The organism is Bacteroidota bacterium, from assembly GCA_016706865.1.
In the GTDB taxonomy this organism is placed as follows: Bacteria; Bacteroidota; Bacteroidia; order Chitinophagales; family BACL12; genus UBA7236.
The window spans coordinates 351,025-377,097 of sequence record JADJIS010000002.1; the positions used below are offsets into that span (position 1 = coordinate 351,025).

24 protein-coding genes are annotated in these 26,073 nt (G+C 35.4%); 14 read left to right on the forward strand and 10 right to left on the reverse strand.

Annotated features, from left to right (window positions below; all coding sequences use genetic code 11):
- The first annotated feature begins 42 nt into the window (after positions 1–42).
- The 3 genes from IPI31_04585 to IPI31_04595 all read left to right on the forward strand — a co-directional run bounded on the left by IPI31_04585 (position 43) and on the right by IPI31_04595 (position 3,623).
- Positions 43–831 carry a hypothetical protein gene (locus tag IPI31_04585; GenBank protein MBK7567083.1) on the forward strand — a complete coding sequence of 263 codons (789 nt, stop codon included), beginning with the start codon at positions 43–45 and terminating at the stop codon, positions 829–831.
- 149 nt (positions 832–980) lie between these two features.
- Positions 981–2,546, forward strand: coding sequence for a hypothetical protein (locus IPI31_04590; protein ID MBK7567084.1), 1,566 nt, complete (start codon positions 981–983; stop codon positions 2,544–2,546).
- Between the two features lie 93 nt (positions 2,547–2,639).
- Entirely contained in the window at positions 2,640–3,623 is a 984-nt protein-coding gene (locus IPI31_04595; protein ID MBK7567085.1) for a hypothetical protein, read from the forward strand.
- A gap of 5 nt (positions 3,624–3,628) precedes the next feature.
- Here the strand turns inward: IPI31_04595 and IPI31_04600 are convergent, their stop codons facing one another.
- The gene (locus IPI31_04600; protein ID MBK7567086.1) at positions 3,629–4,549 is read right to left on the reverse strand and encodes a helix-turn-helix transcriptional regulator; all 921 of its coding nucleotides are present in this window, start codon (positions 4,547–4,549) and stop codon (positions 3,629–3,631) included.
- A gap of 154 nt (positions 4,550–4,703) precedes the next feature.
- On the opposite strand from IPI31_04600, the gene IPI31_04605 reads away from it, so the two are divergent.
- From IPI31_04605 to IPI31_04615, 3 genes are all read left to right on the forward strand, one after another.
- Entirely contained in the window at positions 4,704–4,928 is a 225-nt protein-coding gene (locus tag IPI31_04605; GenBank protein ID MBK7567087.1) for a hypothetical protein, read from the forward strand.
- 11 nt (positions 4,929–4,939) lie between these two features.
- On the forward strand, positions 4,940–5,635 hold the full coding sequence (locus IPI31_04610; protein MBK7567088.1) for a DUF2807 domain-containing protein: 696 nt from the start codon (positions 4,940–4,942) through the stop codon (positions 5,633–5,635).
- Between the two features lie 74 nt (positions 5,636–5,709).
- Positions 5,710–6,039, forward strand: coding sequence for a helix-turn-helix transcriptional regulator (locus IPI31_04615; GenBank protein MBK7567089.1), 330 nt, complete (start codon positions 5,710–5,712; stop codon positions 6,037–6,039).
- A gap of 300 nt (positions 6,040–6,339) precedes the next feature.
- On the opposite strand, the gene tnpA is transcribed toward IPI31_04615, so the two are convergent.
- Complete coding sequence (gene tnpA, locus IPI31_04620; protein ID MBK7567090.1) at positions 6,340–6,801, reverse strand: IS200/IS605 family transposase; 462 nt, start codon at positions 6,799–6,801, stop codon at positions 6,340–6,342.
- A gap of 409 nt (positions 6,802–7,210) precedes the next feature.
- Here tnpA and IPI31_04625 point away from each other — a divergent pair, with 409 nt between their 5' ends.
- Positions 7,211–7,435: a helix-turn-helix transcriptional regulator gene (locus IPI31_04625; protein ID MBK7567091.1), complete on the forward strand. Its 225-nt coding sequence runs from the start codon at positions 7,211–7,213 to the stop codon at positions 7,433–7,435.
- A gap of 57 nt (positions 7,436–7,492) precedes the next feature.
- Here IPI31_04625 and IPI31_04630 read toward each other — a convergent pair whose 3' ends face one another.
- The 4 genes from IPI31_04630 to IPI31_04645 all read right to left on the reverse strand — a co-directional run bounded on the left by IPI31_04630 (position 7,493) and on the right by IPI31_04645 (position 13,639).
- Positions 7,493–8,233, reverse strand: a complete 741-nt coding sequence (locus IPI31_04630; protein MBK7567092.1) for a hypothetical protein — start codon at positions 8,231–8,233, stop codon at positions 7,493–7,495.
- On the reverse strand, positions 8,227–10,230 hold the full coding sequence (locus IPI31_04635; GenBank protein MBK7567093.1) for a dehydrogenase E1 component subunit alpha/beta: 2,004 nt from the start codon (positions 10,228–10,230) through the stop codon (positions 8,227–8,229). The genes IPI31_04630 and IPI31_04635 overlap by 7 nt, the downstream gene beginning before the upstream one ends.
- 591 nt (positions 10,231–10,821) lie before the next feature.
- Positions 10,822–11,118 (reverse strand): hypothetical protein, encoded by a 297-nt coding sequence (locus tag IPI31_04640; protein ID MBK7567094.1) that lies wholly within the window; start codon positions 11,116–11,118, stop codon positions 10,822–10,824.
- A gap of 253 nt (positions 11,119–11,371) precedes the next feature.
- Positions 11,372–13,639 carry an AAA family ATPase gene (locus IPI31_04645; protein ID MBK7567095.1) on the reverse strand — a complete coding sequence of 756 codons (2,268 nt, stop codon included), beginning with the start codon at positions 13,637–13,639 and terminating at the stop codon, positions 11,372–11,374.
- A 105-nt stretch (positions 13,640–13,744) separates the two neighbouring features.
- Between IPI31_04645 and kynU the strand changes: the two genes are divergently transcribed.
- Positions 13,745–15,043, forward strand: a complete 1,299-nt coding sequence (gene kynU, locus IPI31_04650; GenBank protein ID MBK7567096.1) for a kynureninase — start codon at positions 13,745–13,747, stop codon at positions 15,041–15,043.
- A gap of 255 nt (positions 15,044–15,298) precedes the next feature.
- Here the strand turns inward: kynU and IPI31_04655 are convergent, their stop codons facing one another.
- The 3 genes from IPI31_04655 to IPI31_04665 all read right to left on the reverse strand — a co-directional run bounded on the left by IPI31_04655 (position 15,299) and on the right by IPI31_04665 (position 18,208).
- Positions 15,299–16,774, reverse strand: coding sequence for a hypothetical protein (locus IPI31_04655; protein ID MBK7567097.1), 1,476 nt, complete (start codon positions 16,772–16,774; stop codon positions 15,299–15,301).
- Positions 16,775–17,068: 294 nt separating this feature from the next.
- On the reverse strand, positions 17,069–17,272 hold the full coding sequence (locus IPI31_04660) for a hypothetical protein (GenBank protein ID MBK7567098.1): 204 nt from the start codon (positions 17,270–17,272) through the stop codon (positions 17,069–17,071).
- Positions 17,273–17,629: 357 nt separating this feature from the next.
- Positions 17,630–18,208 (reverse strand): diheme cytochrome c-553, encoded by a 579-nt coding sequence (locus IPI31_04665; GenBank protein ID MBK7567099.1) that lies wholly within the window; start codon positions 18,206–18,208, stop codon positions 17,630–17,632.
- Positions 18,209–18,324: 116 nt separating this feature from the next.
- Here IPI31_04665 and IPI31_04670 point away from each other — a divergent pair, with 116 nt between their 5' ends.
- Positions 18,325–19,680 carry an FAD-dependent monooxygenase gene (locus tag IPI31_04670; protein MBK7567100.1) on the forward strand — a complete coding sequence of 452 codons (1,356 nt, stop codon included), beginning with the start codon at positions 18,325–18,327 and terminating at the stop codon, positions 19,678–19,680.
- 307 nt (positions 19,681–19,987) lie between these two features.
- Here IPI31_04670 and IPI31_04675 read toward each other — a convergent pair whose 3' ends face one another.
- Entirely contained in the window at positions 19,988–20,326 is a 339-nt protein-coding gene (locus IPI31_04675; GenBank protein ID MBK7567101.1) for a hypothetical protein, read from the reverse strand.
- 103 nt (positions 20,327–20,429) lie between these two features.
- Between IPI31_04675 and IPI31_04680 the strand changes: the two genes are divergently transcribed.
- The 5 genes from IPI31_04680 (at position 20,430) to lptB (ending at position 26,058) form a co-directional block, all read left to right on the forward strand.
- Positions 20,430–21,131, forward strand: a complete 702-nt coding sequence (locus IPI31_04680; GenBank protein MBK7567102.1) for a DUF5011 domain-containing protein — start codon at positions 20,430–20,432, stop codon at positions 21,129–21,131.
- Between the two features lie 91 nt (positions 21,132–21,222).
- On the forward strand, positions 21,223–21,858 hold the full coding sequence (locus IPI31_04685; protein ID MBK7567103.1) for a DUF5011 domain-containing protein: 636 nt from the start codon (positions 21,223–21,225) through the stop codon (positions 21,856–21,858).
- Positions 21,859–21,901: 43 nt separating this feature from the next.
- Positions 21,902–23,560, forward strand: coding sequence for a S8 family peptidase (locus tag IPI31_04690; GenBank protein MBK7567104.1), 1,659 nt, complete (start codon positions 21,902–21,904; stop codon positions 23,558–23,560).
- 17 nt (positions 23,561–23,577) lie between these two features.
- Positions 23,578–25,275, forward strand: a complete 1,698-nt coding sequence (gene recJ, locus IPI31_04695; GenBank protein MBK7567105.1) for a single-stranded-DNA-specific exonuclease RecJ — start codon at positions 23,578–23,580, stop codon at positions 25,273–25,275.
- A gap of 21 nt (positions 25,276–25,296) precedes the next feature.
- Positions 25,297–26,058 carry an LPS export ABC transporter ATP-binding protein gene (gene lptB / locus IPI31_04700; GenBank protein ID MBK7567106.1) on the forward strand — a complete coding sequence of 254 codons (762 nt, stop codon included), beginning with the start codon at positions 25,297–25,299 and terminating at the stop codon, positions 26,056–26,058.
- Positions 26,059–26,073 lie beyond the last annotated feature (15 nt).

The window sequence follows — 26,073 nt, forward strand, 5'->3', positions numbered from 1 at the left end:
TGATAAAACAAGTGAAAATATTCAAGATTTAACAAACTTACTATGCGATTTTATTTGCTTTGGATATTAAAGGAATTTATAATCATAAAAATTCTTGCTTTAAATGTTAACGGACAAACTGGAAAATTCCGCAAGAACACTTTATTAATCATGTCAAAAACAAAAATTCTCTTCTTTTCCCTTTTTTTCCTCTTAAATATTCATGGTTTCAGTCAGGATTTTGGTTTTACCTATCCCTCTGATACTTTAAAATTTTCTGTCTATCAGGAATCAATAGAAATTGGATCTTTAGATTCTGTAAAAGGAGAAATAATCGAAACGTTTATTGAGCCCGCTGCATTTTTATTTAAGTTCCAACAAGATTCGATCGTTAATTACTCCATGGTTGTGAAAAAAGGCGAAAATTATATACTTCAGCCCATGTTTAAAGGTATTGGAGTACAGGATATATATACCTATAACTTTATTCGCAGAGGCAACTCTACGAAACGTTATATGGAAGAAATAAAAAAGTTTAAGTTTGACAATGAAGCAGATAGTTTTTTAATTTTTCGTTTTTCGGATAACACATTTCATAGCAATAGCAGTGGTTTTGAAATAATACAACAAGGTTATTACCTTTGGAATATTAACACGATGATGGTATTACAACTTATTAATTATCAATCGGTTGAAAATTGGCCGTACGGCGACGGAATGCAGGCAACAGGTTCAGGAATGGTAAGGGTAAATAGTTATGATGTGTTTTTTGAAAATGGAGAACTTATAATTAAGATCGAGGATAAAAAACATCGCTACCAATTTAAAATGGGATCATTAATAAGAAAATGATGAATTGTTAAAGCATAATGATTGATACGATTTTCTGATTTATAACAATCTACAAAGTTTGTTTTATCGAAATTTTTAATCAATTTTGGTAATAATTAAAACCAATTACATTTTTAAAACAAGGTATTTCTAAAAAAACACAAGTGCAGATGAAAAATACAATTATATTAAACATTGCAACTCTGTTGCTTATTGTTTGTTTTTCAATCCCTGCTGTAACTTATGCGCAAGACGGATTGCTGGATCTAAGTTTTGATACCGATGGAATTGTTACAACTGCTATTGGAACATCCGATGATTTTGGTCGCGCTGTTGCAGTTCAGGAAGATGGAAAAATAATTGTGGCAGGATATAGCTTCAATGGCTCTCAGGATGTTTTTGCGATGGTTCGATATAATACCGACGGTAGCTTAGATAATTCATTCGACTCAGATGGAATTGTAACATCTGAAATTGGAGCTTCCGGTAACAGAGCACATGCTATAGCGATTCAAGATGATGGCAAAATTGTTTTGGCCGGATATAGTTACAACGGATCGAATAATGATTTCGCTGTTGCCAGATATAATACAAACGGAAGTTTAGACCTCAGCTTTGATGCAGATGGATATGCTACCACCGGTTTCGATACATTTTCTAACGACAGGGCATTTGCAGTTGCAATACAACCTGATGGAAAAATTGTTATTGCAGGATATAATACGGACGAAGATTCAGATCGCGACTTTGCAGTGGTTCGTTATAATACAGATGGAAGTTTGGATAATTCCTTCGGTACAGGTGGAATTGTTTCCACTCCACTGGCCGATGGTGGAGATGAGGTGCGCAGTGTAGTAGTTCAAGAGGATGGAAAAATTGTTTTGGCGGGATTTAGTTTTGATTTTACCACACGAGTTTTTGCAATTGTGCGTTACACCAGCAATGGTATTTTGGATAATACTTTTGATGGTGATGGAATTGTTACAACTTCTATATTAGCATTGGATGATGCAGCTTATAATATGGCGAAACAAAGTGATGGCAAATTTATTTTAGTTGGATATACTGTTAATGATACCTATGATTTCGCGATCGTACGTTATAACACAGACGGTAGTCTCGATAACACCTTTGATTCGGATGGCATTGTAATTACGCATATCGGAATAATAGAAGACCTTCCTTACGCAGTAACAATTCAAAGTGATGAAAAAATTGTAGTGGGCGGACATTCTAAAACCGATAATGATAATTTTGCTTTGGTGCGGTACAATCCTGATGGCAGTCTTGATAACACCTTCGGAACTGATGGAATTGTTACAACTGATATAGGCACCGGTGAATCTGAAGATATAATTTTTGGTTTAGCACTGCAGCCCGATGGAAAAATTATTGCGACAGGATATAGTTACAATGGTTCTGACTATGTTTTCGCAACAGCAAGATATCACGGTGTGAATACTTCCATAATTAATTTTGCCGATCAAAATAATTCTGCAATATGTACTTATCCAAATCCTTTTTCCATTCAAACAATTCTGGAAACGGAAAAACTATTAATAAACGCCACACTAATAATTTACAATTATTTCGGTAGTGAGGTAAAACAATTATCACATCTATCCGGTCATCAAATTATTCTTGATCGCGACGATCTTCCAGTTGGAATGTATTTTATTCAATTAATGGAGGGTGAAGAGATTATTGGTTCGGGCGAAATAGTGATAATAGATTGATCATTCATTCCTTATTATCTTAAAATGTTAGATTAAAATTTAAAGTGATCTTTTTTGATTGGATCAGTTCTTATTGCAGAAATATTTCCCCAAATGAAACGACAATTAATTAAAACCAACCGTTTGAGAACATTAAACTGGCTCGGCGACAAACTTGTTGATTGGAGTATGGCCGGCACAGTTTATTCTTTAGAGGGTGAGGAAACCCAGATCAATAGTTACCATTTTGCTTTTGGTTGTGATAGTGCAATAACTTCACAAAATGGAGATTATGCTTTTATTTATAAACGCCTCGGTACAAAAGGATTGCTTCTGAAAGATGGAGAAATTATAAGGGAAATTAACCGAAGTTATTATCATGCAGAAACCTATGAATATCCGGTTGCATTTGTAACATTTAATAACAAAACATATTTAGTGCATTGTCCAAATAATTATTGTCAAATCGACTTTGAAGATGTGGAAACTGGAGAAATTGTAACCAATATTTCAACCAGAGAACCTCGTGACCTTTTTCATTCAAGATTTGAAGTGAGTGCAGACAATAAATTTTTTATGAGTAAAGGATGGTGGTGGCATCCATGGGATGTTTTGGTTTTGTTTGATATTGAAAAATGTCTCGCCGATCCATCACTTCTTGATCAAGGAATTTCCGTTCCAAATATTGCGACAGAAATTTGTTCTGCAAGTTTTATCGACGATAACAAAATTTTAGTGTGTACTTCAACAGAAGAAGCAATGGACGATGAAAACATGGAAACTATTCCGCCGGGACATCTGGCAATTTGGAATTTTAAAACGAATCTCGTCTCTAAACCTGTGAAAATTAAAGGGGAGTTCGGAAATGTTTTAGCGATAGATGAAAAATTCTGCTGGGACATTTATAAATATCCAAAGATCATAAATCTGGAAACGGGTGAGGTAGTTGATAAGATGGAAGATCTCGACACCGGAAAACAGCAATCGTCCATCATTTCTCACCTGGGTGACAACCTTCCGTTAATTGCATACAACAAACAATTACACAAATTAGCCTTTAAAAATGAGGAAAATATTGAGGTGCTGTCATTGGATTAAAAAATTCACCGCACCTGATTAGGCGATACTCCAAATTTCCGTTTAAAAGAATTACTAAAGTGTTGTAAAGAAGAATATCCCAGATCAAATGCGATCTGACTAATGGATTTCTTTTTCTCGAGGAGATCATTTTTTGCTAGTTCCAATCGCACATCGGAGAGATATTCATACACGGTCTGGTTAAATAATTCCTTAAACCCTTTTTTTAGTTTAAACTCATTAATTCCCGAAACACGGGCTAATTGTTTTAGCGAGGGTGGACTTTCCATGTTTTTTAAAAGAAAATCCTTTGCATATAAAATTCTTTCCTTGTCGTAATCTGTTTTAATGTAGGTGGTTTTGAGGGCGGCATTATTTCTATAGACTTCCAATTGTAATACTATGATCTCCACCACTTTTGAAAATAAAAATATTCGTTTCAGACTGTCCTCATACTTACAGGTGAGTATGGCGCTTATACTGGTGAGCAACAAGAAATCCATATTCAAGTTTTGGGGAAACAACGAAACTGATGTGGCGGATGTAATTTTTTTCTGAAATGTTTTTAATACTTCATCCTCAGCAGTGCAAATATCAAAATACTGGTTTTTAGCGATATGGATGATAATTAATTTGAGGGAAGATATTTCGCTTTTTATAATTAATTTATTCCCAGTGATATAAAAGGTATTTTGTTGATTGTTGGTAAATGAAAAAGAAGTAACAGATTTGTCATCGCAAATTTCGAATTTGCCCGACAAGCTGAAACACATTATAATTCCACCTCCCGGGCAATTTAAATCGAATATGGTTTTATGCGCAGTATCACCATCCAAATATAATATTCTGATTCCCTGAAAAGCCCACTCTGTAATTTCAATATTGCTGATGCTGCTTTTAGAATTAAAGGTATCTGGTATTTTATTGTCGATTTTTACCTGTTTCATTCTTAAAAATATTTTTTACAAAGAAGCAGCTTAATTTTAGAATTTAAAATGCTTCCATACATCTTCTCCCTTAAATGTAAGTTTTATTACTTTAAATGTAAGTAGTTGCCTGAGCCCCAAAATATCTTTGCAGTGTAAATACATCGTAATCGAGATGACCATAACAATATTTATAACAAATGTAGTAAAAAAGAGAGATTCCAATTTTTTAGTAAAGGAATTAAGGAGGATCATTCCCAATGCAAAGATCAACTTTGATCTGGATGATTGCGATAGGATATTGAGAATAGAAAGTCTGACTCAACCTATTGAAACAACCGAAGATGTGATCTCTTGTTTACATAGCAATGGATTTAACTGTAAATTATTAACTGATTAAAATATAATAAGATGGCAAAATTTAAAAATTTAAGACAATTGATCAGCGTGCAAGGCAATGGCAAGATCATAACTAAAGAATTTACTGTGAGTTCGTTTTTGCGTTTGCATTTGAGCATTAGCAAGGAAATTGAAATTCATCAATCTAACGAAGAAAAAGTAGTAATTGAGGTGGATAAAAATTTAGCGGACCATATTGAAATCACAAATTTTGGTAAAACGCTTTATATCAATACCGAAACCGGAATTTTTAAAAAGCCAATATACACGGTGTGTAAAGTAAAAGTGTATTACAGACAATTGACGGTATTAAATCTGGCAAATGAAAAATCGGATCTTGATTGCAAACAATTACTTGATCTGCCAAATGATGTGGAAATATATATTCAAAGCATTGGCAATACGCATTTACGCATTAACGCTCCCAACATCAAAATTAAAACGCAATGTGTTGGAGATGTTACGCTGGAAGGTAAATGCCATACGTTGGATATTAAACACGAAAGTGAAGGCAATCTATTTTCAAAAGATCTCATTGCCGATGAAGTCGTTCTCAAAAACCGGGGCGCCGGAGATATTAATGTATTTGCAAAAGATAGCATTTCCATCAGACATATGGGTGCAGGAAACATTTTTTATTATGGTTCAGCCGTTTTGAAAGATGTTAAACATTATGGGGACGGGTTGGTGCAGCATAAGGAGGGTTGAATACATACTTTTTAAAGTTTCTATTTTTGGAAACATTTAATATCTTTACATAGTTCCGCAACAAAAGAATTAAAATGGCAAAGAAAGAAATCAAATCCTATTCACTCTCAGAAATGAAGGATAATCATATTGGCAAAGTAGGAACCAAAGAAAGGGATCTGTATGAATATGAACTTCAAATGGATTTGTTGGGTAGGATGATCAGAACTGCCAGATTGGAGAGAAAGCTAACTCAGGAACAATTAGGTGAATTAATTGGAGTGCAAAAATCACAAATTTCAAAACTTGAAAGTAGTGCTAATAGTGCAACAATTGACACGATCATTAAAGTGTTTAAAGCACTGAAAGCAGAAATACATTTTAATGTAAAACTGGAAAAAGAGTATTTGAAGATTGGGATTTAGGCGAAATTGGATGCTTTTACTAAATTAATAATTCACCTGGCCTTTGTGTTGGGACACCCGAGTCTATTAATTCAATTCTAGAAACTGTGCCTATTTGCTCGGAGTATTAAGGATAACCAAACGAAAGTACTGCAGGCTCGATATATAGGTAACATCGAAATCAAAAGAGGGTTTAGTGCTGTAGGCACGGTATATCGGTAACATCGAACACTAAAGAGAATCCTAGTGCTGTAGGCACGACATATAAAAAGACATCATGGCATAGATAATTTATAAACCTATCATAAAATTTCTTAGGGACTAAATCAATCCCTTAAAAATATATTCTTCCTTATATTCAATTTCAAATTCAGTTAATAAATTTCTATACTCAGTTAAAAATGATTCCTTTTGATGATGTTGTTTTTGATTCTGAATATACTTGATGAGGTTTGGCACCTGAGATTTTGCATAAGAAAATCCCCCATAACCTCCTTGCCATTCAAATCGTGATTTTGTTAGTTTTTTGTCATTTATCCATTTCGAACTTCCGGATTTCACGTCTTGCATGAAATCAGCACTTGATTGTGTAGTATGGAATCCAATAAGTAAATGTAAATGATCAGGCATGCCATTTATACATAACATTTTATGTTTATTGTTTTGTACAATACCCGTTATGTATTTGTACAATTCCACTTCCCATTCAGGATGGATTACGGCTGCCCGATATTTCGGCGCAAAAACATATTGATGATGAAATTGGGTGTATGTGTTTGACATTGTTTTTAAGGTTTAAAAGTGAATTAAAGGATTATGGTCGACTAAGGTAAGATTTTTTTAAAAATTTTGTTGTCAGAACCTTAGAGAGTAAATCTCAGTTGGCCTTGATATTTTCTTACGCCATTAAGCTTCTTTATATGTCATCCCTACGGGATTTCGGAATTCTGGCATTTCACGGTGTTACCGATATTTCGTCCCTAACGGGACTGGGTTTTCTATCTATGAGCAATAACTGGTCTAATCCATAAATACGTAATTTGTGTTATAGGTTTACCCCCTAAAACCCAATAGAGACACCCACATAAATTTTTAGAGATATAACATTGATAATGCGCGTAGTGATTTTTTCAGAAAATTAAAGAGTAACCGCCCAAGACAAGAAAGGGATCTGTATGAATATGAACTTCAAATGGATGTGTTGGGCAGAATGATTAGAACAGTCAGGTTGGAGAGAAAGATAACACAGGAACAATTAGGTAAGTTCATTGGAGTGCAAAAATCTCAAATTTCAAAATTGGAAAGTAGTACTAACAGTGCAACAATTGATACGATCATAAAAGTGTTTAAAGCACTGAAAGCAGAAATACATTTTAACATAAAACTTGAAAAAGAGTATTTGCAAATTGCGATATGATGCAAATTACCTTCCCATATTTAAACTACTAATTTTCGACAGAACCATTCAAGTCCCTTAATCATCGTACTCAACGATCTGCTCAAATTGATACTTCTTTTTATCATAACTTAATCTCAACAAAATAGTCATAACCCCAATTCGCCGTTTTCCATTATAATTTGCCGGCATAATAAATGGCAACTCAGAGAACATATTTGCTATTATTTTAGAAAATTTCTTACTAACAGTTCCATAATATATAACACTATCTATTTTACCTTCCGTATTGATCAACAAATCAATTTTCAATGAATCTTTCAAGTTTAACTGACGCATAATTTGTTTTGAGTCCAGATCAAAATGTTGTTCGCACCATCTTTTAAAATTTTTAGCGCCACCCGGAAATTCAATATCCTGATATACAAACTCATAATTTCTTTTTTCTCCCTGTTTTGGAGGCAATGGTTTATAAGCATATTTACCTGTTAAAATTAACATCTGATAGGTAAAAAAATAAGTAAAATAGTAATTGGAATCAGGAGTTTCAATATAGAATGATTTGGGGTCTGCCTGGTAAGGGAATTTCCAATTACCAACAATGTTTTCATCATCTGAATTAAATGAAAAGGTTTGACCGGAATCGATTTTTATTACTTTCGAAAATTCAATAGTAGAATCTCTTTTACAATATATTGTACTGTTATCCGCCCAACTATCAGCAGTATACCATTTGCCTTGAATGGATTGAGCAAAAGTAAAAGAATTTGTTATTAATAAAATAACAACAATAATTAAAGTTCTAACTGTAGTTACCAATTTAATAGCCCATTTAAAATCCCCTCAAACCTCTTACTCGCCAAAAAATTTCCCTCCAACTCCAAACTAAACGGCACCGGAGTATCTAAACTCGCACAACGTTTTACAGGAGCATCTAAATTATTAAATAAGTGTTCTGAGATATAAGCGGCAATTTCTGCTCCTACACCACCTAGTAAAGTATCTTCGTGTAAAATTAACACTTTGCCTGTTTTTTTGACTGTGGTATTTATGGCATCGTAATCGAGTGGTAATAAGGTGCGCAGATCTAAAATATCGGCATCGATTTTATTTTTTTCGCAATAATTTTTTGCCCATATCACCCCCATACCATAAGTGATGATTGAAATATCATTTCCTGTATTTACGAGATTTGCTTTACCAATTTCAATGGTATAATAATCGTCGGGAATATCGTCTGTTAAACTTCTGTATAATCCTTTGTGCTCAAAAAACATGATGGGATTCGGATCATCAATGGATGCCAATAATAATCCTTTGGCATCATAAACGGAACTCGGGTATACAACTTTTAATCCCGGAGTGTGAAAAAACCAGGCTTCGTTGCTCTGACTGTGAAATGGTCCTGCACCTACACCTGCACCGGTTGGCATACGCACTACACAATCTACATTTTGTCCCCAGCGATAATACATCTTCGCCATGTTATTTATTATCGGATTAAATCCGCTGGTAACAAAATCGGCGAATTGCATTTCGATAACCGACTTCATTTTTTTAATACTCAATCCACAACCCGCTCCCAAAATTGCACTTTCACAAATTGGAGTATTTCTTATTCGTTCTTTGCCAAATTCCTGCACAAATCCTTCAGTAACTTTAAATGCGCCACCATATTCCGCAATATCCTGACCCATTATAATTAATTCAGGATATTTTTTTAATGCCAATTGCAAAGCATCGCTTATTGCATTAATAAATTTTTTATTCGACCTCTTATTTACATCCCCCGAAATTATTTTTTGTGTAGTCGGTGCATACACATCATTTATTTCTTCTTCCGTGTTTGGAATAATATCAGGTTCAGTAAATGCAATTACCAGAGCATCTTCTATTTCTTTTTTTATTTCCTGACGGAATAAGATATTTGATTCTTCAGATAAAATCCCTTGTTCGCGCAACCACATTTCATAATTTACAACGGGATCTTTTTTCCCCCATTCTTCAAAATATTCTGAAGGAACATATTTAACTCCACTCGCTTCTTCGTGTCCGCGCATACGGAAGGTCATACATTCGAGTAATACCGGTTTTTGTTCATGGATACAATAATTTCTGCACTCATTTAATGTGTTTACCATTTCGAGAATATTATTTCCGTCGACAGTAAGTGCTTTCATCCCGTAACCAATTCCTTTATCTGCAATTTTTTCGCATTTAAATTGTTCATTAATAGGAGTGGATAATCCGTAACCATTATTTTCCACAATAAATATTACGGGTAATCCCCAAACAGCAGCAACATTTAATGCTTCATGAAAATCGCCTTCACTTGTTGCACCTTCCCCGGTAAAAACTACAGTTACTTTATTTTCTTTTTTTAATTTACATGCAAGCGCGATTCCATCAGCAACTGCTAATTGCGGACCGAGGTGCGAAATCATCCCAACAATATGAAATTCATTTGTCCCGAAGTGAAAACTGCGTTCTCTGCCTTTGGAAAATCCGCTTTTTTTGCCCTGCCATTGATTAAATAATTTAAGAAATGGAATATCCCTTCCGGTAAATACTCCGAGATTGCGGTGCATGGGTAAAATGTATTCGTCCTTATCCAACACAAAAGGAACAGCACATGCAATTGCTTCCTGACCAATTCCACTGAACCATTTGCTCACTTTTCCCTGACGCAAAAGGTTTAACATTTTTTCCTCTATCATTCTCGGTTTGAGAATGCGTTTATAAAGATCGAGCAACTGCTCATTGCTGAGGTATTTTCTATCGTATTGAATAATGCGCTGAAATCCGCTGTTAACCATATCCATGCTGCAAAGTTACGGGAAAGGAGAGAGGAGAGAGGAGAAAGGAGTTTAAATTTCTGGCGAAATTTTGGTGTATGCCCTTAGTGAGACCCTCGCTGGGAGCGAGAGCCTCACTGACCCCGCATTTTCGTAAATCCCGCCGTTTGTTTTCCTGATACCTTCTACCTGAATCCCGATTCGCGCGCAGCGCTGTCCTTTGTCAAGTACCGTTAGTGAGACCCTAACTGGGAGCGAGAGCCTCACTGACACCGCATTTTTGCAAATCACACCATTTTGTTTTCCTGATACTTGATTCCTGATACCCGATACGCGCGCAGCGCCAGTCCTATGTCCTGTGTCCTTTTTCAGGTACCTTTAGTGAGACCCTCGCTGGGAGCGAGAGCCTCACTGACACCGCATTATTGCAAATCACACCATTTTGTTTTCCTGATACTTGATTCCTGATACCCGATACGCGCGAGCGCCAGTCCCATGTCCACTTTCCCATGTCCTATATCAAGTCCTATGTCCTACGTCCTGTGTCATATGTCGTACAAAAAGGGGCTGCCCTCCTCAAGCAACCCCTGCACTATACAAGTATGAAAAAAGTTATTGAATGGAATACTGAACTGCGGCAATGGGTGAAGTGAGATTTAACTCATTGCCCTCCATATCTACGGCATTTACTAAAATCGATTGTAGTTCGGTACTGGAGGTAAAGGTAATAAATCCGTTTTCAAAATATTGAAATTCGGGTTTGTGGGAACCTGCATTCCAACTGCATATTGCAACCATTTTCTGCCCCTTAAAAAAGGAAATGGACTGAATATAAGCCACCGGAAAAGTCATGGCAATTCCTGTTACTATTCTGGCAATGGCGTGGTCGATATTTTTTATGTGAAACATGTGCGTCGTATTAAGTGTAAAAATGCTGCCGACTAAAAAACTTATCAAATACAAAAAAGATGCTGTATCAAGCTTCCCTTTGTATGCTAAAATGCTCTTATTGTCAGCGTTTTATCATTATTTACCTGATATACGACGTTTTTGGGGTTTTGATTTGTTTTATCTCATACAAAAATTGTTAAATATCGAAAACAGGAGTTGGGAGATGGGAATTTTAGTTCCATTTACTTTCATAGTAATTAGAATTAAGTGCTTATTCACTCACTTTTTGCATTTGTTGCATCTTCCAGTCCTTGTAAACAAACTTTATTTCATTCCAGGAGTAGTCCTTTCCTAAAATATCCCACATCGTCTGAATATTTTTGTAATCGGAATTTGAGCTAACATCAAACTCAGGATTATTTTGTTCTTCGTTTTTAATTACTGAAATTATTTTATCAATTCTTTCCTTTGGTAAAATGTCGGTTAATTTAATTTCTCCTTCCAACATAAATGGGCCTAAATGTCCTATAATGGTACTCGCTTCAATACTTCTTATGGTGGAAATTTCATCTACTGTTTTACCTTCCTTTAAAAGTGTAAGACTTTTATGCTGATAAGTTTCTCTCGGAGGTTCCACTTGTTTTGGTTCGGAATTTTTTTCTTTTTTGGGTTTTGGCGGAGGAGGAGGAAGAACGGGTAAATATTTTACATGTGCATTTTCCTCCTTAAAAAAAATAATATCGCCGTAACCAACTGCACATAATGTTTTAAGATGATGTTCCAAACCGGATAATAATTCACGAACATATTTGTTGTATTTTCTCACCTTGGCAGCACCATATAACGAAACAATGTGATCGGCAAGTGGTTGTAAAAGATCCTTGGAAAAATTTTCTGCAAACCAGGTTAATCCTTTTGTAACCCGTTCCTCTAATAAATTTGTATCGAGAGGTTCTTTATTTAAAATACTTTGAATTTGTTCCTTAAATTTTTCGGCGACCACATATTGCTCGCGGGATTTTTGAAGCATGGATTTTGCTAAAATTATTGCTCCCCTTACATCAGGTAGTTTTTTATTCTGAACAAATGCATAAAACTCCTCCTGATATTTTAAAACCCTTCCGTAATTAAAAGCATTGACCAATAATTTATCCTGATAATGTTTTTTTTCATCTGATAAAATAGCGGATAATCTTTCCACCTCTGCTTCCTGTTTTGCAAATGCAACAATTCTTTCGTCAGTTGCAATTACGTAAGGATTTATTTTCGATAGCAAGGTCATGCCCTCCAGTGTAGTGCATCGGCTTAAAGCAACATAAACCTGACCGGGAGTAAATGATTGTCCCGCATCAATAATTACATTTTCAAAAGTTAAACCCTGACTCTTGTGAATAGTTATTGCCCATGCAAGTCGAATTGGATATTGCGTAAATTTTCCAAGTTCCTCTTCTTCTATTTCGTTTTTTTCTTTATTGAAATTATATCTGATATTTTCCCAGGTCTGTTTTTTCAATTCAAATTCTGATCCATCATCCTGCATGGTGACCGTTATTTTATCATTGACTATTGCTTTAACGGTTGCAAGTTTACCGTTGTAAAAAGCGCGATCTTCACCGGTATCATTTTTAATGAACATGATCTGAGCGCCAACTTTTAATGTGAGATTTACTTCCGTTGGCAACGATTTATCAGAAAAATCACCTTCAATATTTCCTTTAAAAACAAATTCAGGAGCAGGAAGTTTATTTAACTCATCGTTATTTATCTTATCTGCTTTATAATTGTGGGTGGTGATGGTAATTGCCTTTTCTGTATTTTCTAATTCATAAATAGGTCTATATCTGCTGTGCAATAATTCAAAATCGAATTCAGTTACAGTATTATTCCGCACATTATTTAACAAGTCAATAAAAGATTGTTGTTTCTGACGATACATTTTTTTTAATTCCACATATACCAGATCAATTTCTTTAATTACATGTGCATCGAAAAAAAACGGACTGGTATAATGTTCTTTTAAAATATTCCAATCGGCATCGGGAGCAACAGGAGGCAATTGATACATGTCTCCGATAAATAAGACCTGCACTCCCCCAAAGGGAATATTCTTTTTTCGGATTCCGCGCAAAATGGTATCAATGGTATCCAATTTATCGCAGCGCATCATACTCACCTCATCTATGATGAGTAATTCCAATTCTTCCATTACATCGCGCTTCTGACTGTTGAGTTGTACCTTGCTGAAAATATTGTGTTTGTCAACAACATGCATATTCCCCGAAAAAGCTTTTTTTACGGGAATAAAGGGTTCAAATGGCAATTGAAAAAAGGAATGCATGGTCACTCCGCCGGCATTAATTGCTGCAACTCCGGTGGGAGCGACTACAGCCAGGTTTTTTCGGGTGTTTTGTCGGATATAACGCAGAAACGTGGTTTTTCCTGTTCCTGCTTTACCGGTTAAAAAAATGTTTTTGGAGGTGTACTTGGTCAGCTCGGCGGCAATTCGAAATATTTCATTCGAGGCATCTGGATTTTGCATAATTTAATAAGGGTCATTTTAAAAGGATAAACTTAAGGAGCCAAATATAGAAAATTTGTAGCATTGCATTATAGGTATTGTTGCGGGGAGATTTAACTTTGTGGCATGGCGCAAACGTTTCCGCAATTTCAAAATGATCTGCAATTTGCAAAAGATCTCGACGCACAGGATACCCTGAAACATTTTAGAGAACTATTTTATTTCCCACAATTCAATGGAAAAGATTCGATTTATTTTACTGGGAATTCACTTGGACTTCAACCTAAATCGACAAGATCATTTATAGAACAGGAATTAAAGGACTGGGAAACATTTGGAGTGGAAGGACATTTACACGCAAAAAATCCCTGGTTGTATTATCACCATTTTCTGGAAGAACAAACTGCGCGATTAGTTGGAGCAAAACCGATTGAAGTAGTGGTGATGAATACACTCACCGTAAATTTAAATCTGCTCATGATCAGTTTTTATCGCCCAACGAAAATGCGATATAAGATCATGATGGAATATATGGCTTTTCCTTCCGATCAATATGCTGTAGAAAATCAAGTTAAGTTTCATGGATATGATCCGAATGAAAGCATTATTGAATTAATGCCGAGAGAGGGAGAATTTACTTTGCGCACAGAAGATATTATGTCTGCAATTGAAAAAAATAAAAATGAACTTGCATTAATTATGATAGGCGGAGTAAATTATTACACCGGACAATTATTTGATATGCAAAAAATAACAGCCCAAGCAAAAAAATGTTCTGATGAAATTGTGGTCGGATATGATCTTGCTCACGCAGCCGGAAACGTGGAATTAAGTTTACACGACTGGGATGTTGATTTTGCTACATGGTGCTCCTATAAATATTTAAATTCGGGGCCCGGAGGAAGCAGTGGAGTTTTTATTCACGAAAAACATGCAAATAATAATACCTTACCGCGTTTAAGCGGATGGTGGGGAAATGAAGAAAGTACGCGCTTTAAAATGCAAAAAGGATTTTTCCCACAACAAGGTGCTGCCGGTTGGCAAATGAGCAACGCACAAATATTTTCCATGGCTGCACATCGCGCATCACTGGAAATTTTTGATGATGCAGGAATAAAAAACTTGCGTGAAAAAAGTTTGCTTTTAACAGCTTATTTCGAATATTTGTTATTGAATGGAAAAAGAAAAGATTTTAAAATAATTACTCCATCCAACCCGGAAGAACGCGGCTGCCAGTTATCCATCGTAATGGAAAAAGATGGAAAAAACACCTTCAACAAATTAACCGAAAACGGAATCATCGCCGACTGGCGCGAACCAGATGTGATAAGGGTTGCACCGGTGCCATTGTATAATTCGTTTGAGGATGTGTGGAGGTTTGTGCAGATATTTGAAGAGACAACTTTCGTGAATCGTGAACCGTGAATCGTGAGTCCGGTTTATATTTAACACAAGGTATTTCCACCTGACTAATGACTCTTGACTTTTTTCGTGAATCGTGAATCGTGAACCGTGAGTCCGGTTTATATTTAACACAAAGTATTTCCACCTGACTAATGACTATTGACTCCTGACTTTTTTCGTGTATCGTGAACTGTGAATCGTGAATCCGAATTTCATGATCGGAAATTTTTCCACCTGACTAATGACTATTGACTCTTGACCAAGGGCTCCTGATATTTAATTGGAATATTGAAGTTTAATTACTCCCAATTTCATTCCCCCATAAAATAAAGCGGCTTCATATATTCCACTTACTAGATTCTTTTTATAAATATTAAACCGAATTACTTCATTGGAATTATGTATTTGAATATTGGAATAATTATCTACTAATTTTCCTGTGATATCGTAAATATTTAAAATTAATTTTTTTCCAGAGATTATTTGAAATCCTTCAGGGATTTTTATTTCGACAGTGGAGGTATTCGTTACCGGATTTGGAAAGATATTAAAAATTGCATTCTGAATTAAAATCGGTTTTATGTAAGTAAAGGTATCTGCACAACCCGGCTCTAAACAACCCATACTGTCTAATTTAACCAACCACATTTGTTGGTTTGGTTCTCCCAGTATATCACCTACTGCACTTCCTGAAATGATAAATCCTTTATCAGTTGTTTGTTGTACATCAAAAAAATATGCATCATAATAGTTATCGGTCGTGTATGTTCTTTCCCAAAGTATTATACCATTAGAATCCAACTTTGTAATAAACCCATGTAAGTTTTCTAATGAATCTGGTTTTGTTGTGCCGCAGGCTATTATACTACCGTCAATATTTGGTCTAAAATTCCAAAAATTTAAAAAAACTGACCTGTTAAAAAAAGTACGCCAAATATAATTTCCACTTGTATCCATCTTTCCGATGAAGCGTGCATAATTATGATCACCCTCATTAATCAAAGTGTCAATACTTTGCTCAACGACCAAGGATAAATTATTGATTGAGGGCTTTGCGTAAAATGGACCATCGTCATAGGGTGTTCCGTAAGTTTCTGAAAAATAGGGATTTCCATCGCTGCCTGTTTTGTAGATTTTGCCGTCAGTTAATGAACCTGTTCCATCGTATTCTATACCACCACTTAGCACTAGGTTTCCATTTTCAAAATGATCAATGTTTAATCCGATTTCGTCAATGATACCAGTGCCATATCTTTTTTCAGAAAGTATATTGCCGAGAGTATCTGCAGTAACCAAATACATATAGGTTTGATAATTAAGTGTGTCGCGTGTAGCACCAAATAAAAAAATGGTATCGTTAACAATATCGGTATTGTAAAATGCTGTATAACCGTCACCAACATATTGTTTGGAAAAGAGAGTATCACAATCGGTATTAAAAAAATAAAGGTGACCAGTGCCTTTTTCATTTATAGGAAACAAGGTATCATAACTTATTTTAATCCCAGAAGCTATAAAACCATTTTTAATTTTTTTTAAAGACCCTGGATTTCCTGGGATCCAAGCGGTATTAATTTCAGCAAAATTCACTGAAGCTATTTCATTTCCGAAGCTATCCGTCTTTAAAAAAAAAGTTGAATTGTGGCCTGCACCTAAAAATTCGGTTGAGCCATTTCCAAAAATATAATAATATCCACTGTCCTGTATAACAGAATTACCCCAGGTATATGCTGGTTCAAAGTGATAAAACATTTTACTAAAAGTAATTTGCCCTGTACAATTTATATACAGAAACAAATTAAGAAAGTATATAATAATTAATTTAAGCATAAATCATTGAATAATAATAAATTGCTTGCCCAATTTCCGAAATTGCATATTTTCAATATAACATATGTAAACACCCTGGTCTAAAATAGTATTATTTATTTCTAGATAATTCATACCGTTTTTTAATTCATATTCTTTTAATACTTTTCCGGTAAGATTTGCAATGATTAATTTAGCATTATTATTTTCATTATCTAGATTAATTTGTATTACTCCCTATTTGCTGACAGGATTTGGGTAAATATCAATGGTATTTAATTCGCTTATTTCCATTTTCTGAATAACCTTTGCAATTTCCTCCTGCTCTTCATCAATTATTGGTATTATTTCATGATAAGTTGTACCATTTATTTGATGCATTATATGTTGAGCCTGAATGCCAATTCTTGAATCGGTTTCTGAAAGAATAATGTTTGTCAAAGGAATAATTTTTGATTTAAAATGAATTAGGTGAAATAAAGAAAATTTTGCATTAATACTTAAAGGTATAAAAAAACAATCTGATAATTTCAAATTATTTTGTCATTTTATTACTTTACCTAAAAAAATCTTTATTATAATCAACAAACAAAACCTCAAATAAAAAAAGTTGACACTACAAAAGGCATCAACTTTTCCTTCAATCTTTTTTTATCCCTTAAATCCGCCCAATCCGCGTCATCCGTGTTCCCCTTTTTTTCATTCACTTCCCCTTCCCTCAGACCTCACAGGTTAAAAAAAACCTGGTAGGTCGAGGGCTTCATTCCTTCATTCTTTCATTCCTTCATTCCTTCATTTTTAACTCCCCGGTGGTGTATAAGCAGGAACAACATTATCTACCGGCGGTATAGATTTTAAATAGGCAAAAATTGCTTTCATATCTTCTTCAGATAACATTTTAAATGCTTCCCATGGCATGGGCGGCATTATTGGTCTTCCATTTTCTAAACCTAAATGTTTTCCGGTTTTGAAAATATTTAAAAAAGTTTCTTCGGTCCAGTTTTTAATTCCTGTTTCGTGCGGAGTTAGGTTTGCGGCATAACTAATTCCCCACGGTCCGACAGCTGCTGTTAGTTCTGAATACAATAATACCCAGGGGCCGACAGTTGCAGAATCATAGGGTGCCAGTGTTGCATCTGCACGATGCCCGGATAACATTTTGCTCATGTCCATCGCGGGTCCTTGAGCAGTCATAGTTTTTGGTGTATGACAATCATTACATCCTCCCCAGGAAACTAAAAACTCTCCGCGTTTTATCATTTCTTCCGGAGTCATCGCTGTTTTTTCCTCACCGGTTTTTTCAGTGGATTTTGAACAGCTGTAAATAATTAATGTTGAGCAAATAATTGCGAGTAAATAGGTGGTTGCTTTTCTCATTTGATTTGGGTTTAGATGATAAAAATATAAAAATTTTAACATTATAATTTTTGATACGATTTTAGTCACATCCACATTTTATAAATAAACCTATTTTTGTCGGAGTTAATAAATATATAACAATGCAGGTAAAAACGATCGCCATAATGGGAGCAGGTTTAGTAGGATCTCTCCTGAGTATGTATTTGAAAAAAAAGGGATATGATGTAACTGTTTATGAGCGCAGACCGGATTTGCGTTTAACAGGAGCGGCGGGAGGAAGATCCATCAACCTCGCCATAAGTGAAAGGGGCTGGAAAGGTTTGGCGGGAGTAAATATGGAGGAAGAAATTCGAAAAATGGCCATTCCCATGCCCGGCAGGATGGTGCATACCCTCGATGGAAGTTTAACCTTTCAACCTTACGGTAAGCCGGGTGAGGCTATAAACTCGGTTTCCAGAGGCGATTTGAACATTTCTTTGGTAAATGAGGCCGAAAAAAGGGGCATTTCCTTCCATTTTAACCAGAGAATTGTAGAAACAGATCTGGCAGGAACCTATGCAAATATGGAAGATGGAGATACCGCAAGACTATATAAACTGCAGCCCGATCTGATTATTGGTGCCGACGGAGCCTTTAGTCTGGCGCGATATACCATGATAAAAACGGAAAAATTCAACTACGAACAGGTATATGAGGAGCATGGTTATAAAGAATTATCCATTCCTCCAGGCCCTGATAATACCTGGCTTTTGGAAAAAAATGCACTCCATATCTGGCCTCGTAAAAATTTTATGCTGATAGCACTTCCCAATCAGGACGGAAGTTTTACCTGCACTTTATTTTTTCATGCTAAAGGGGAATTATCCTTTGAATCCATTAAGACGGAGGATGATCTGCAAAACTTTTTTGAAACCTATTTTCCAGATGTAATTCCTCTGATGCCAGACTATAAACAGGATTATTTTCACAATCCTACAGGCTCCCTTATGACAGTTAAGTGTTTCCCTTGGGTGAATGGAAATACTCTTTTAATAGGGGATGCGGCGCATGCGATCATTCCTTTTTATGGTCAGGGAATGAATTGCGGATTTGAGGACTGTTCCGTTTTAGACACAATAATTGATGAAAATAATCACAATTGGAGTAAAATTTTACCCAATTTCCAGTCCTCGAGGAAAAAAAATAGCGATGCCATAGCAGATCTCGCCAAATTAAATTTTATCGAGATGCGCGACCTTGTTGCTGACGCTGATTTTCAATTCAAGAAAAAAATTGCCGCAAAAGTAAATCAGGTTTATCCTGCAAAATTTATTCCTGTATACTCCATGGTCTCCTTTAGCAACCTTCCTTATAGTAATGCATTAAAAGAATATAAACGCCAAAACACCGTTCTCGATAAAATCTTAACAATGCCTGATATTAAAAATAAATGGGAAACGGAGTATTTTGAGGAGATCGCAGGGATGTTGTTTAATGAGGGGGAGTGGTGAGCAGTCAACAGTGGCAGTGGGCAGTTTGTAACATTGGAGAGTTTCGCTTCGAAATGAAAAGTTAGCAGTCGCAGTCACAGTCTAAAAGTTCCCATTGTAAGGAATTGAGGCTTTCGCTCTAAGCGAAGGTCTCAATAAAACCTATGATCAAAATAATAACTTCGACTTCGACGCAGAACTCAGAACCCAGAACTGAAACATGTAGTGATCGACGCAGGAGATCTACTTCATGTCAGAACCCCAAACGTTCAATAAAAAAGCCCAATCTTTCGAAAGGGCTCTTTTTATTGTATGATTTTAGAAATTATTAATTTCCACCGGTTGCTCCACCTTTTCTCTTGATATCAACTTTTTTACCGTCAGTTGATTTATTACCAACTTCAGCTTTTTTAATTTCAGGAGTAGTAGTTTTTACTGTTGTAGTAGTTGTTTTTGAACTGGTAGCTGCAGCAACAGACATTTCCATGATCGTTTTTTGCATGCTCATGATAGAATCCATCATCATGGTCTTTTCAGCCATACAAGCACTGTCAGATGCAGCCATGTCCTTTGTCATTTGAGCCATTTTGTCTGCGGCTTCTTTATCAGAACATGATGCAAGGATCAAACCTGCGGATACAACGAATAATAAGATTTTGATTTTCATATTGTTTGTTTTTGAAATTTTTGGAATAGTATTTGACTACAAAGGTAAAATAATAAAAATAATCAAAGCTCAATTCGAGAAACTTTTTTAAACAAAACAAATTATGAAGACTAAAATTTCAATTTTAACCCTTGCCGTGATAACCTCAACAGCTCTTATGTTTACAGGTTGCGGTACAGATGACCTTAGTACACCAACAATAGTTCTTGATGGTGATGATCCGATGATTGTTGAACTTGGCGGTACCTATACTGATCCTGGATTTACCGCTACTGATGATGAGGATGGCGACATCAGCGCAAATGTAGTTGTTGACGAAACTGATGTAAATACTGATGAGATCGGTGAATACGAAGTAAGTTATAGCGTTACGGATGATGCCGGAAATGTTGGAACTACCACCCGTATTGTTCGTGTTGTAATGACTAAAGCAGCCTATACCGGAATCTACAATGTGCATGAAATATGCGATATGGATGAAGATGGTATCTATGGTGAAGCTGATGTGGAATTTGAGATCAACGATTATGTTGTAACCATTTCTGCCGGTGGCGATCCTGACGAACTTATTTTCGAAAATTTCGGTGCTTATGGCGTTGAAGTAGTTGTTCCTGTTTTCTTTTTGGGTGACCTGAATGATGAACTTTTAGTAGATGACTATAACTTACCTGGAACTACCATCTATTTTGATGCAGATGGTCTTGTAACCAGAGGAGAGGTTGGTAATATTGAGTTTGATCTCGATTATACAGCGAAAGACGGCCCTGTAATTGTTCCTTGTCAGGCTGAATTTGTGAAAATTTAAGCTTAAAATTTTATAAAAACACCCCGATATGTTCGCATATCGGGGTGTTTCTTTTTATAAGCCTGTCTAATTTTCCTACTTTTGTTGAGTTATGAACTTGCGACTCTCAATTTTTGTGACCCTTTGTGGATTTTTGATCATTTCCTGTAAAAAGGAAGATACTATATCTCCTGTTATTCTTGTTAATGCAGACCCGAATAGTATTCACTACCGCACCGAACCATACATAGATGCAGGAGCCGAGGTAGCAGATAATCATACTTGCGACCTTTCTGCATCCCTTCAGGTTATAAATGAAGTTGATATCAATCACTATGGAACCTATTCCGTTACCTATGTAGTGGAAGATGAGGCGGGAAATACAAGTCAGGAAGTTCGTAATGTGGAGATCATACTTCCGTTATACGATTATTACCATCAGAATTATTCTGCTTTTGATACCTGTACTTCAGGAAATTATTTTTATACCGGATTAGTGCAAGATTGCGATTGTGAAGATTTTGTGGTTACGGTCGCTAATATCAGTAATCTCGGATTATCCGCTTCATTTAATTTACCCGTTTACGGTCAATACAATCAATTTCTCACACTCGATACCATTAAAGCAGCGATTTCTTTTAACGGTATTGGTACCATGAGTTCGGGTGCTGATACCATAAATTGGGAATATATAATTCAGGATTCAATCAGCTCTGATGTTTGTCGTTCTGTATGGATAAAAGAATAATAACAGAATGTGAAAACAGTTCTGTAATTTTACTAAAGTAGTTATGGTCAGAAAAATTAAATATTGTTTCTATTTGTGTCTTCTATCGGGTGCACTTTTTGCGCAAAATGCACAACGTATCCCTGATGAATTAATAGTACAATTATTTAAGGATGTATCGATAGAAAATGTTGTTTCAAAAATTAATTCTGATAATGCATTACAAATAAAAATAAATAAAACACTTTCTGAAAGACTGAATATTTATACAATAAATTTTGATGCTGAAATTATAAATGCTGAAAAGATCTATAATATTTTTTTCACACACCCACTTGTTGCAAATGTGCAATTCAATCATGTTACTCAACAGCGTTCTCTTCCGGATGATCCTCTATTTTATCAGCAATGGAATATGTATAACGATGGCACCACAGGAGGTTTGGAAGATTCGGATATAGATGCGGAACTTGCATGGGATATTGCAACCGGTGGATTAACTGCGCTTGGTGATACTATTGTTGTTGCAGTTGTAGGAGAAGGCGCTGAATTTGACCATGAGGATCTTAATTATTGGAAAAATTATAATGAAATACCTCTTAATTTAATAGATGATGACGGCAATGGTTACATAGATGATTATGATGGATGGAACTCAACAGATACGAATGGAATTGTTCCTGATAACAGATTTCACGGTTCGCACGTTGCAGGAATTATTGGTGCAAAAGGAAATAATGGAATTGGCGTTGCAGGCGTAAATTGGAATGTTAAAATATTACCGGTGCATAATATTTCCAATGAAGCAGATGCAGTTGCATCTTATTCTTATGTTTTTGTTATGCGTGAATTATATGATCAAACGGATGGTGCAAAAGGGGCTTTTATTGTTGCAACAAATTCTTCCTTCGGAGTTGATTTTGGAAATCCGGATTCTTTTCCTATCTGGTGTGCAATGTACGATTCATTAGGATCACTGGGAATTTTAAGCGTAGGCGCCACTGCAAATTTTTCGGCGAATATTGATGTTATTTTAGATATACCAACTGCTTGTCCATCCAATCATTTAGTAACAGTAACAAATATAGATAAAGCAGATAATTTATTTATTGCGGCTTACGGGCCAAATTCCATTGATCTGGGCGCTCCGGGACAATTAGTATATTCCACCCAACTCGATAATTTATACGGATTTCAATCCGGCACTTCTATGTCGGCTCCACACATTGCCGGAACAATTGCTTTATTGTTTTCTGCAGCTTGCGAAAAATTTATGTTGGATTATAAATATAATCCTTCATCCATGGCCTTGTTACTGAAAGATTATATTTTAAATGGAGTTGATTTTGTAGATGATCTGAATGGAATAACCGTTAGCAACGGAAGATTAAATGTATTTCACGCATTAAATAATTTAGTGGAAACAGGATATTGTTCCGGTGATAATATTGATGATCAAAATACTGCTTTCGCATTAAATTGTTACCCAAATCCGGTATCCGAAAAATTATTTATTTCTTCCAATAATATATTAAAAGAAAGTTTACTGATAAATATTTTTAATGAAACTGGACAGTTGGTTTATTCAAATATTATTTCAGAGCCATCTGAGTTGTCAATGGGTTTATCTGTTGATGCCTTCCCGGATGGATTGTATTTTTTGAGAATTAATGAGTTAAATTCTCAAAATAAATTTACTTCCAGTTTTATCATTCAACATTAATTATAACTTTTTAGTGCATGGACAAAAGATGGGTGTTTAAGGAAACAGATGAGGATAAGGTGAATTCTTTGCAACAGCAATTAAAAGTAAATCCGATCATTTGTAAACTGCTTATTCAACGTGGAATTAACACATTTGATGAGGCAAAAAAATTTTTCAGACCAACAATTGATGATCTGCATGATCCTTTTTTAATGAAGGATATGCAAAAAGCTGTTGATCGGATCGTATTGGCAATTTCAAAAAACGAAAGAATTTTGGTGTTTGGCGATTACGATGTGGACGGTACTACATCTGTAGCTTTAGTATTTTCTTTCTTTCGGGAAATATATTCCAATTTGGATTATTACATCCCCGATCGTTATCATGAAGGATATGGTATTTCTTTTAAAGGAATTGATTATGCAAAAGAAAATAATTGCACCCTTATCATTGCTTTGGATTGCGGCATAAAAGCAAATGATAAAGTGGATTATGCCAATGAACGAAATATTGATTTTATTATTTGTGATCATCACATTCCGGGAGATAAGGTACCTGATGCAGTTGCTATTTTAGATCCGCATCAAAACGATTGTAATTATCCTTATAAGGAATTAAGTGGATGTGGCATTGGATTTAAATTGGTACAGGCTTTTGCAATTCAACATAATATTGCCATGGAAAAAGTTATTCCTTTGCTTGATCTGGTGGTGGTGAGTATTGCAAGTGATATAGTTCCTATTACCGGTGAAAATCGTGTACTGGCATTTTGCGGATTGGAACAATTAAATAAAAATCCACGACCCGGTTTAAAAGCATTGATAGAAATTACAGGATATAATGCACCGCTTTCTATTTCTAATATAGTATTTGGACTTGGCCCAAGAATTAATGCAGCAGGTCGCATGGACGATGCAAATAAAGCAGTGCGGATGTTGGTTTCTGATTCGGTGGAAAAAGCAAAAGATGGCGCTGATATTTTACAGGAAAAAAATGTTGACAGAAAAGAGATAGATAAAAAAATAACACTCGATGCAATTCGTATGTTGCAGGAAGATGAAAATGTTGCAAATAAAGTAACTACGGTTTTGTGCAGCAACGAATGGCATAAAGGTGTGGTTGGAATTGTTGCTTCGCGGCTTTTAGACCATTATTACCGGCCTACCATTTTACTTACAGAATCCAATGGAATGCTTTTTGGAAGTGCGCGTTCTGTTAAAAATTTTGATATCTACGAAGCCATTAAACAATGTAACGATCTGTTGGACCAGTTCGGAGGACATATGTACGCTGCAGGCTTGTCGATGCGTCCTGAAAATTTCGAAAAATTTAAACAGCGTTTTGAAGAGGTAGTAAAAGCAACTATTAAACCTGAACAATTAATTCCGGAAATTGAAATTGATGCTGCTTTGGAATTAAAAGATATCACAGAAAATTTTAATAATATCATTAAACAATTTGCTCCTTTCGGCCCACAAAATATGTATCCTGTATTTATGACCGGTAAATTGAAAAATAGCGGCAAGTCAAAAATTGTTGGCGACAACCACTTAAAACTGAGCATTAAGGACAATAATTTATACAATGTGGAAGCCATCGCTTTTCAAAAGGGTAATTATTTTAATGAAATTGCAAAAGGTTCAAGTTTTGATCTTTGTTATACCATTGAAGAAAATAATTTCAGAGATATGAAAAGTTTGCAGCTTAATGTGAGGGAAATAAAGATTAATTAAATTCAAATTAAATATTAGTTTGTGATATTACGTGCAGAAAAATTAATAAAAAAGTATAAGAACCGGACAGTTGTGAACGAGGTAAGTGTGGAAGTGAATCCGGGTGAGATCGTGGGATTATTAGGTCCGAATGGTGCCGGTAAAACCACCTCTTTTTATATGATAGTTGGGTTGATAAAACCTGTTTCAGGAAAAGTTTATCTTGATAATAAGGATATTACTGATTATCCGATGTATAAAAGAGCACAATTAGGAATTGGATATCTTCCACAGGAAGCCAGTGTATTCAGAAAAATGAGTGTCGAGAACAATATTGCAAGTGTGTTGCAGATGACAAAACTGAGCAGGCAAGATCAAAAGAAAAAATTAGAAACACTAATAGGAGAGTTTGGTTTAGAGAATGTGCGAAAAAGCAACGGCGATGTTTTAAGTGGTGGCGAAAGAAGAAGAACTGAAATAGCCAGAGCACTTGCCACTGACCCTAAATTTATTTTGTTGGATGAGCCCTTTGCCGGAATTGATCCTATTGCAGTGGAGGATATTCAGCAAATAGTGGAAAAACTAAAATTTAAAAAAATAGGCGTTTTGATCACCGATCACAATGTACAGGAAACCCTTTCTATTACTGATCGCGCGTATTTATTGTTTGAAGGGAAAATTTTAAAACAAGGCTCGGCCGAGGATCTTGCAAACGATCCTCAGGTGCGAAAAGTGTATCTTGGTCAAAATTTCATTTTGCGCAAAAACTTACGCAATGAAGAGAATACGGTTACTCCAATTTAATAATTAGATAGGAAG

What these genes read in the sequence shown, in the direction of transcription:
- IPI31_04585 (MBK7567083.1), top strand. Translation starts at nt 43, where the DNA reads ATGCGATTTTATTTGCTTTGGATATTAAAGGAATTTATAATCATAAAA.
- IPI31_04590 (MBK7567084.1), top strand. Translation starts at nt 981, where the DNA reads ATGAAAAATACAATTATATTAAACATTGCAACTCTGTTGCTTATTGTT.
- IPI31_04595 (MBK7567085.1), top strand. Translation starts at nt 2,640, where the DNA reads ATGAAACGACAATTAATTAAAACCAACCGTTTGAGAACATTAAACTGG.
- IPI31_04600 (MBK7567086.1), bottom strand. Translation starts at nt 4,549, where the DNA reads ATGAAACAGGTAAAAATCGACAATAAAATACCAGATACCTTTAATTCT.
- IPI31_04605 (MBK7567087.1), top strand. Translation starts at nt 4,704, where the DNA reads ATGACCATAACAATATTTATAACAAATGTAGTAAAAAAGAGAGATTCC.
- IPI31_04610 (MBK7567088.1), top strand. Translation starts at nt 4,940, where the DNA reads ATGGCAAAATTTAAAAATTTAAGACAATTGATCAGCGTGCAAGGCAAT.
- IPI31_04615 (MBK7567089.1), top strand. Translation starts at nt 5,710, where the DNA reads ATGGCAAAGAAAGAAATCAAATCCTATTCACTCTCAGAAATGAAGGAT.
- tnpA (MBK7567090.1), bottom strand. Translation starts at nt 6,801, where the DNA reads ATGTCAAACACATACACCCAATTTCATCATCAATATGTTTTTGCGCCG.
- IPI31_04625 (MBK7567091.1), top strand. Translation starts at nt 7,211, where the DNA reads ATGGATGTGTTGGGCAGAATGATTAGAACAGTCAGGTTGGAGAGAAAG.
- IPI31_04635 (MBK7567093.1), bottom strand. Translation starts at nt 10,230, where the DNA reads ATGGTTAACAGCGGATTTCAGCGCATTATTCAATACGATAGAAAATAC.
- IPI31_04640 (MBK7567094.1), bottom strand. Translation starts at nt 11,118, where the DNA reads ATGTTTCACATAAAAAATATCGACCACGCCATTGCCAGAATAGTAACA.
- IPI31_04645 (MBK7567095.1), bottom strand. Translation starts at nt 13,639, where the DNA reads ATGCAAAATCCAGATGCCTCGAATGAAATATTTCGAATTGCCGCCGAG.
- kynU (MBK7567096.1), top strand. Translation starts at nt 13,745, where the DNA reads ATGGCGCAAACGTTTCCGCAATTTCAAAATGATCTGCAATTTGCAAAA.
- IPI31_04655 (MBK7567097.1), bottom strand. Translation starts at nt 16,774, where the DNA reads ATGTTTTATCACTTTGAACCAGCATATACCTGGGGTAATTCTGTTATA.
- IPI31_04665 (MBK7567099.1), bottom strand. Translation starts at nt 18,208, where the DNA reads ATGAGAAAAGCAACCACCTATTTACTCGCAATTATTTGCTCAACATTA.
- IPI31_04675 (MBK7567101.1), bottom strand. Translation starts at nt 20,326, where the DNA reads ATGAAAATCAAAATCTTATTATTCGTTGTATCCGCAGGTTTGATCCTT.
- IPI31_04680 (MBK7567102.1), top strand. Translation starts at nt 20,430, where the DNA reads ATGAAGACTAAAATTTCAATTTTAACCCTTGCCGTGATAACCTCAACA.
- IPI31_04685 (MBK7567103.1), top strand. Translation starts at nt 21,223, where the DNA reads ATGAACTTGCGACTCTCAATTTTTGTGACCCTTTGTGGATTTTTGATC.
- IPI31_04690 (MBK7567104.1), top strand. Translation starts at nt 21,902, where the DNA reads ATGGTCAGAAAAATTAAATATTGTTTCTATTTGTGTCTTCTATCGGGT.
- recJ (MBK7567105.1), top strand. Translation starts at nt 23,578, where the DNA reads ATGGACAAAAGATGGGTGTTTAAGGAAACAGATGAGGATAAGGTGAAT.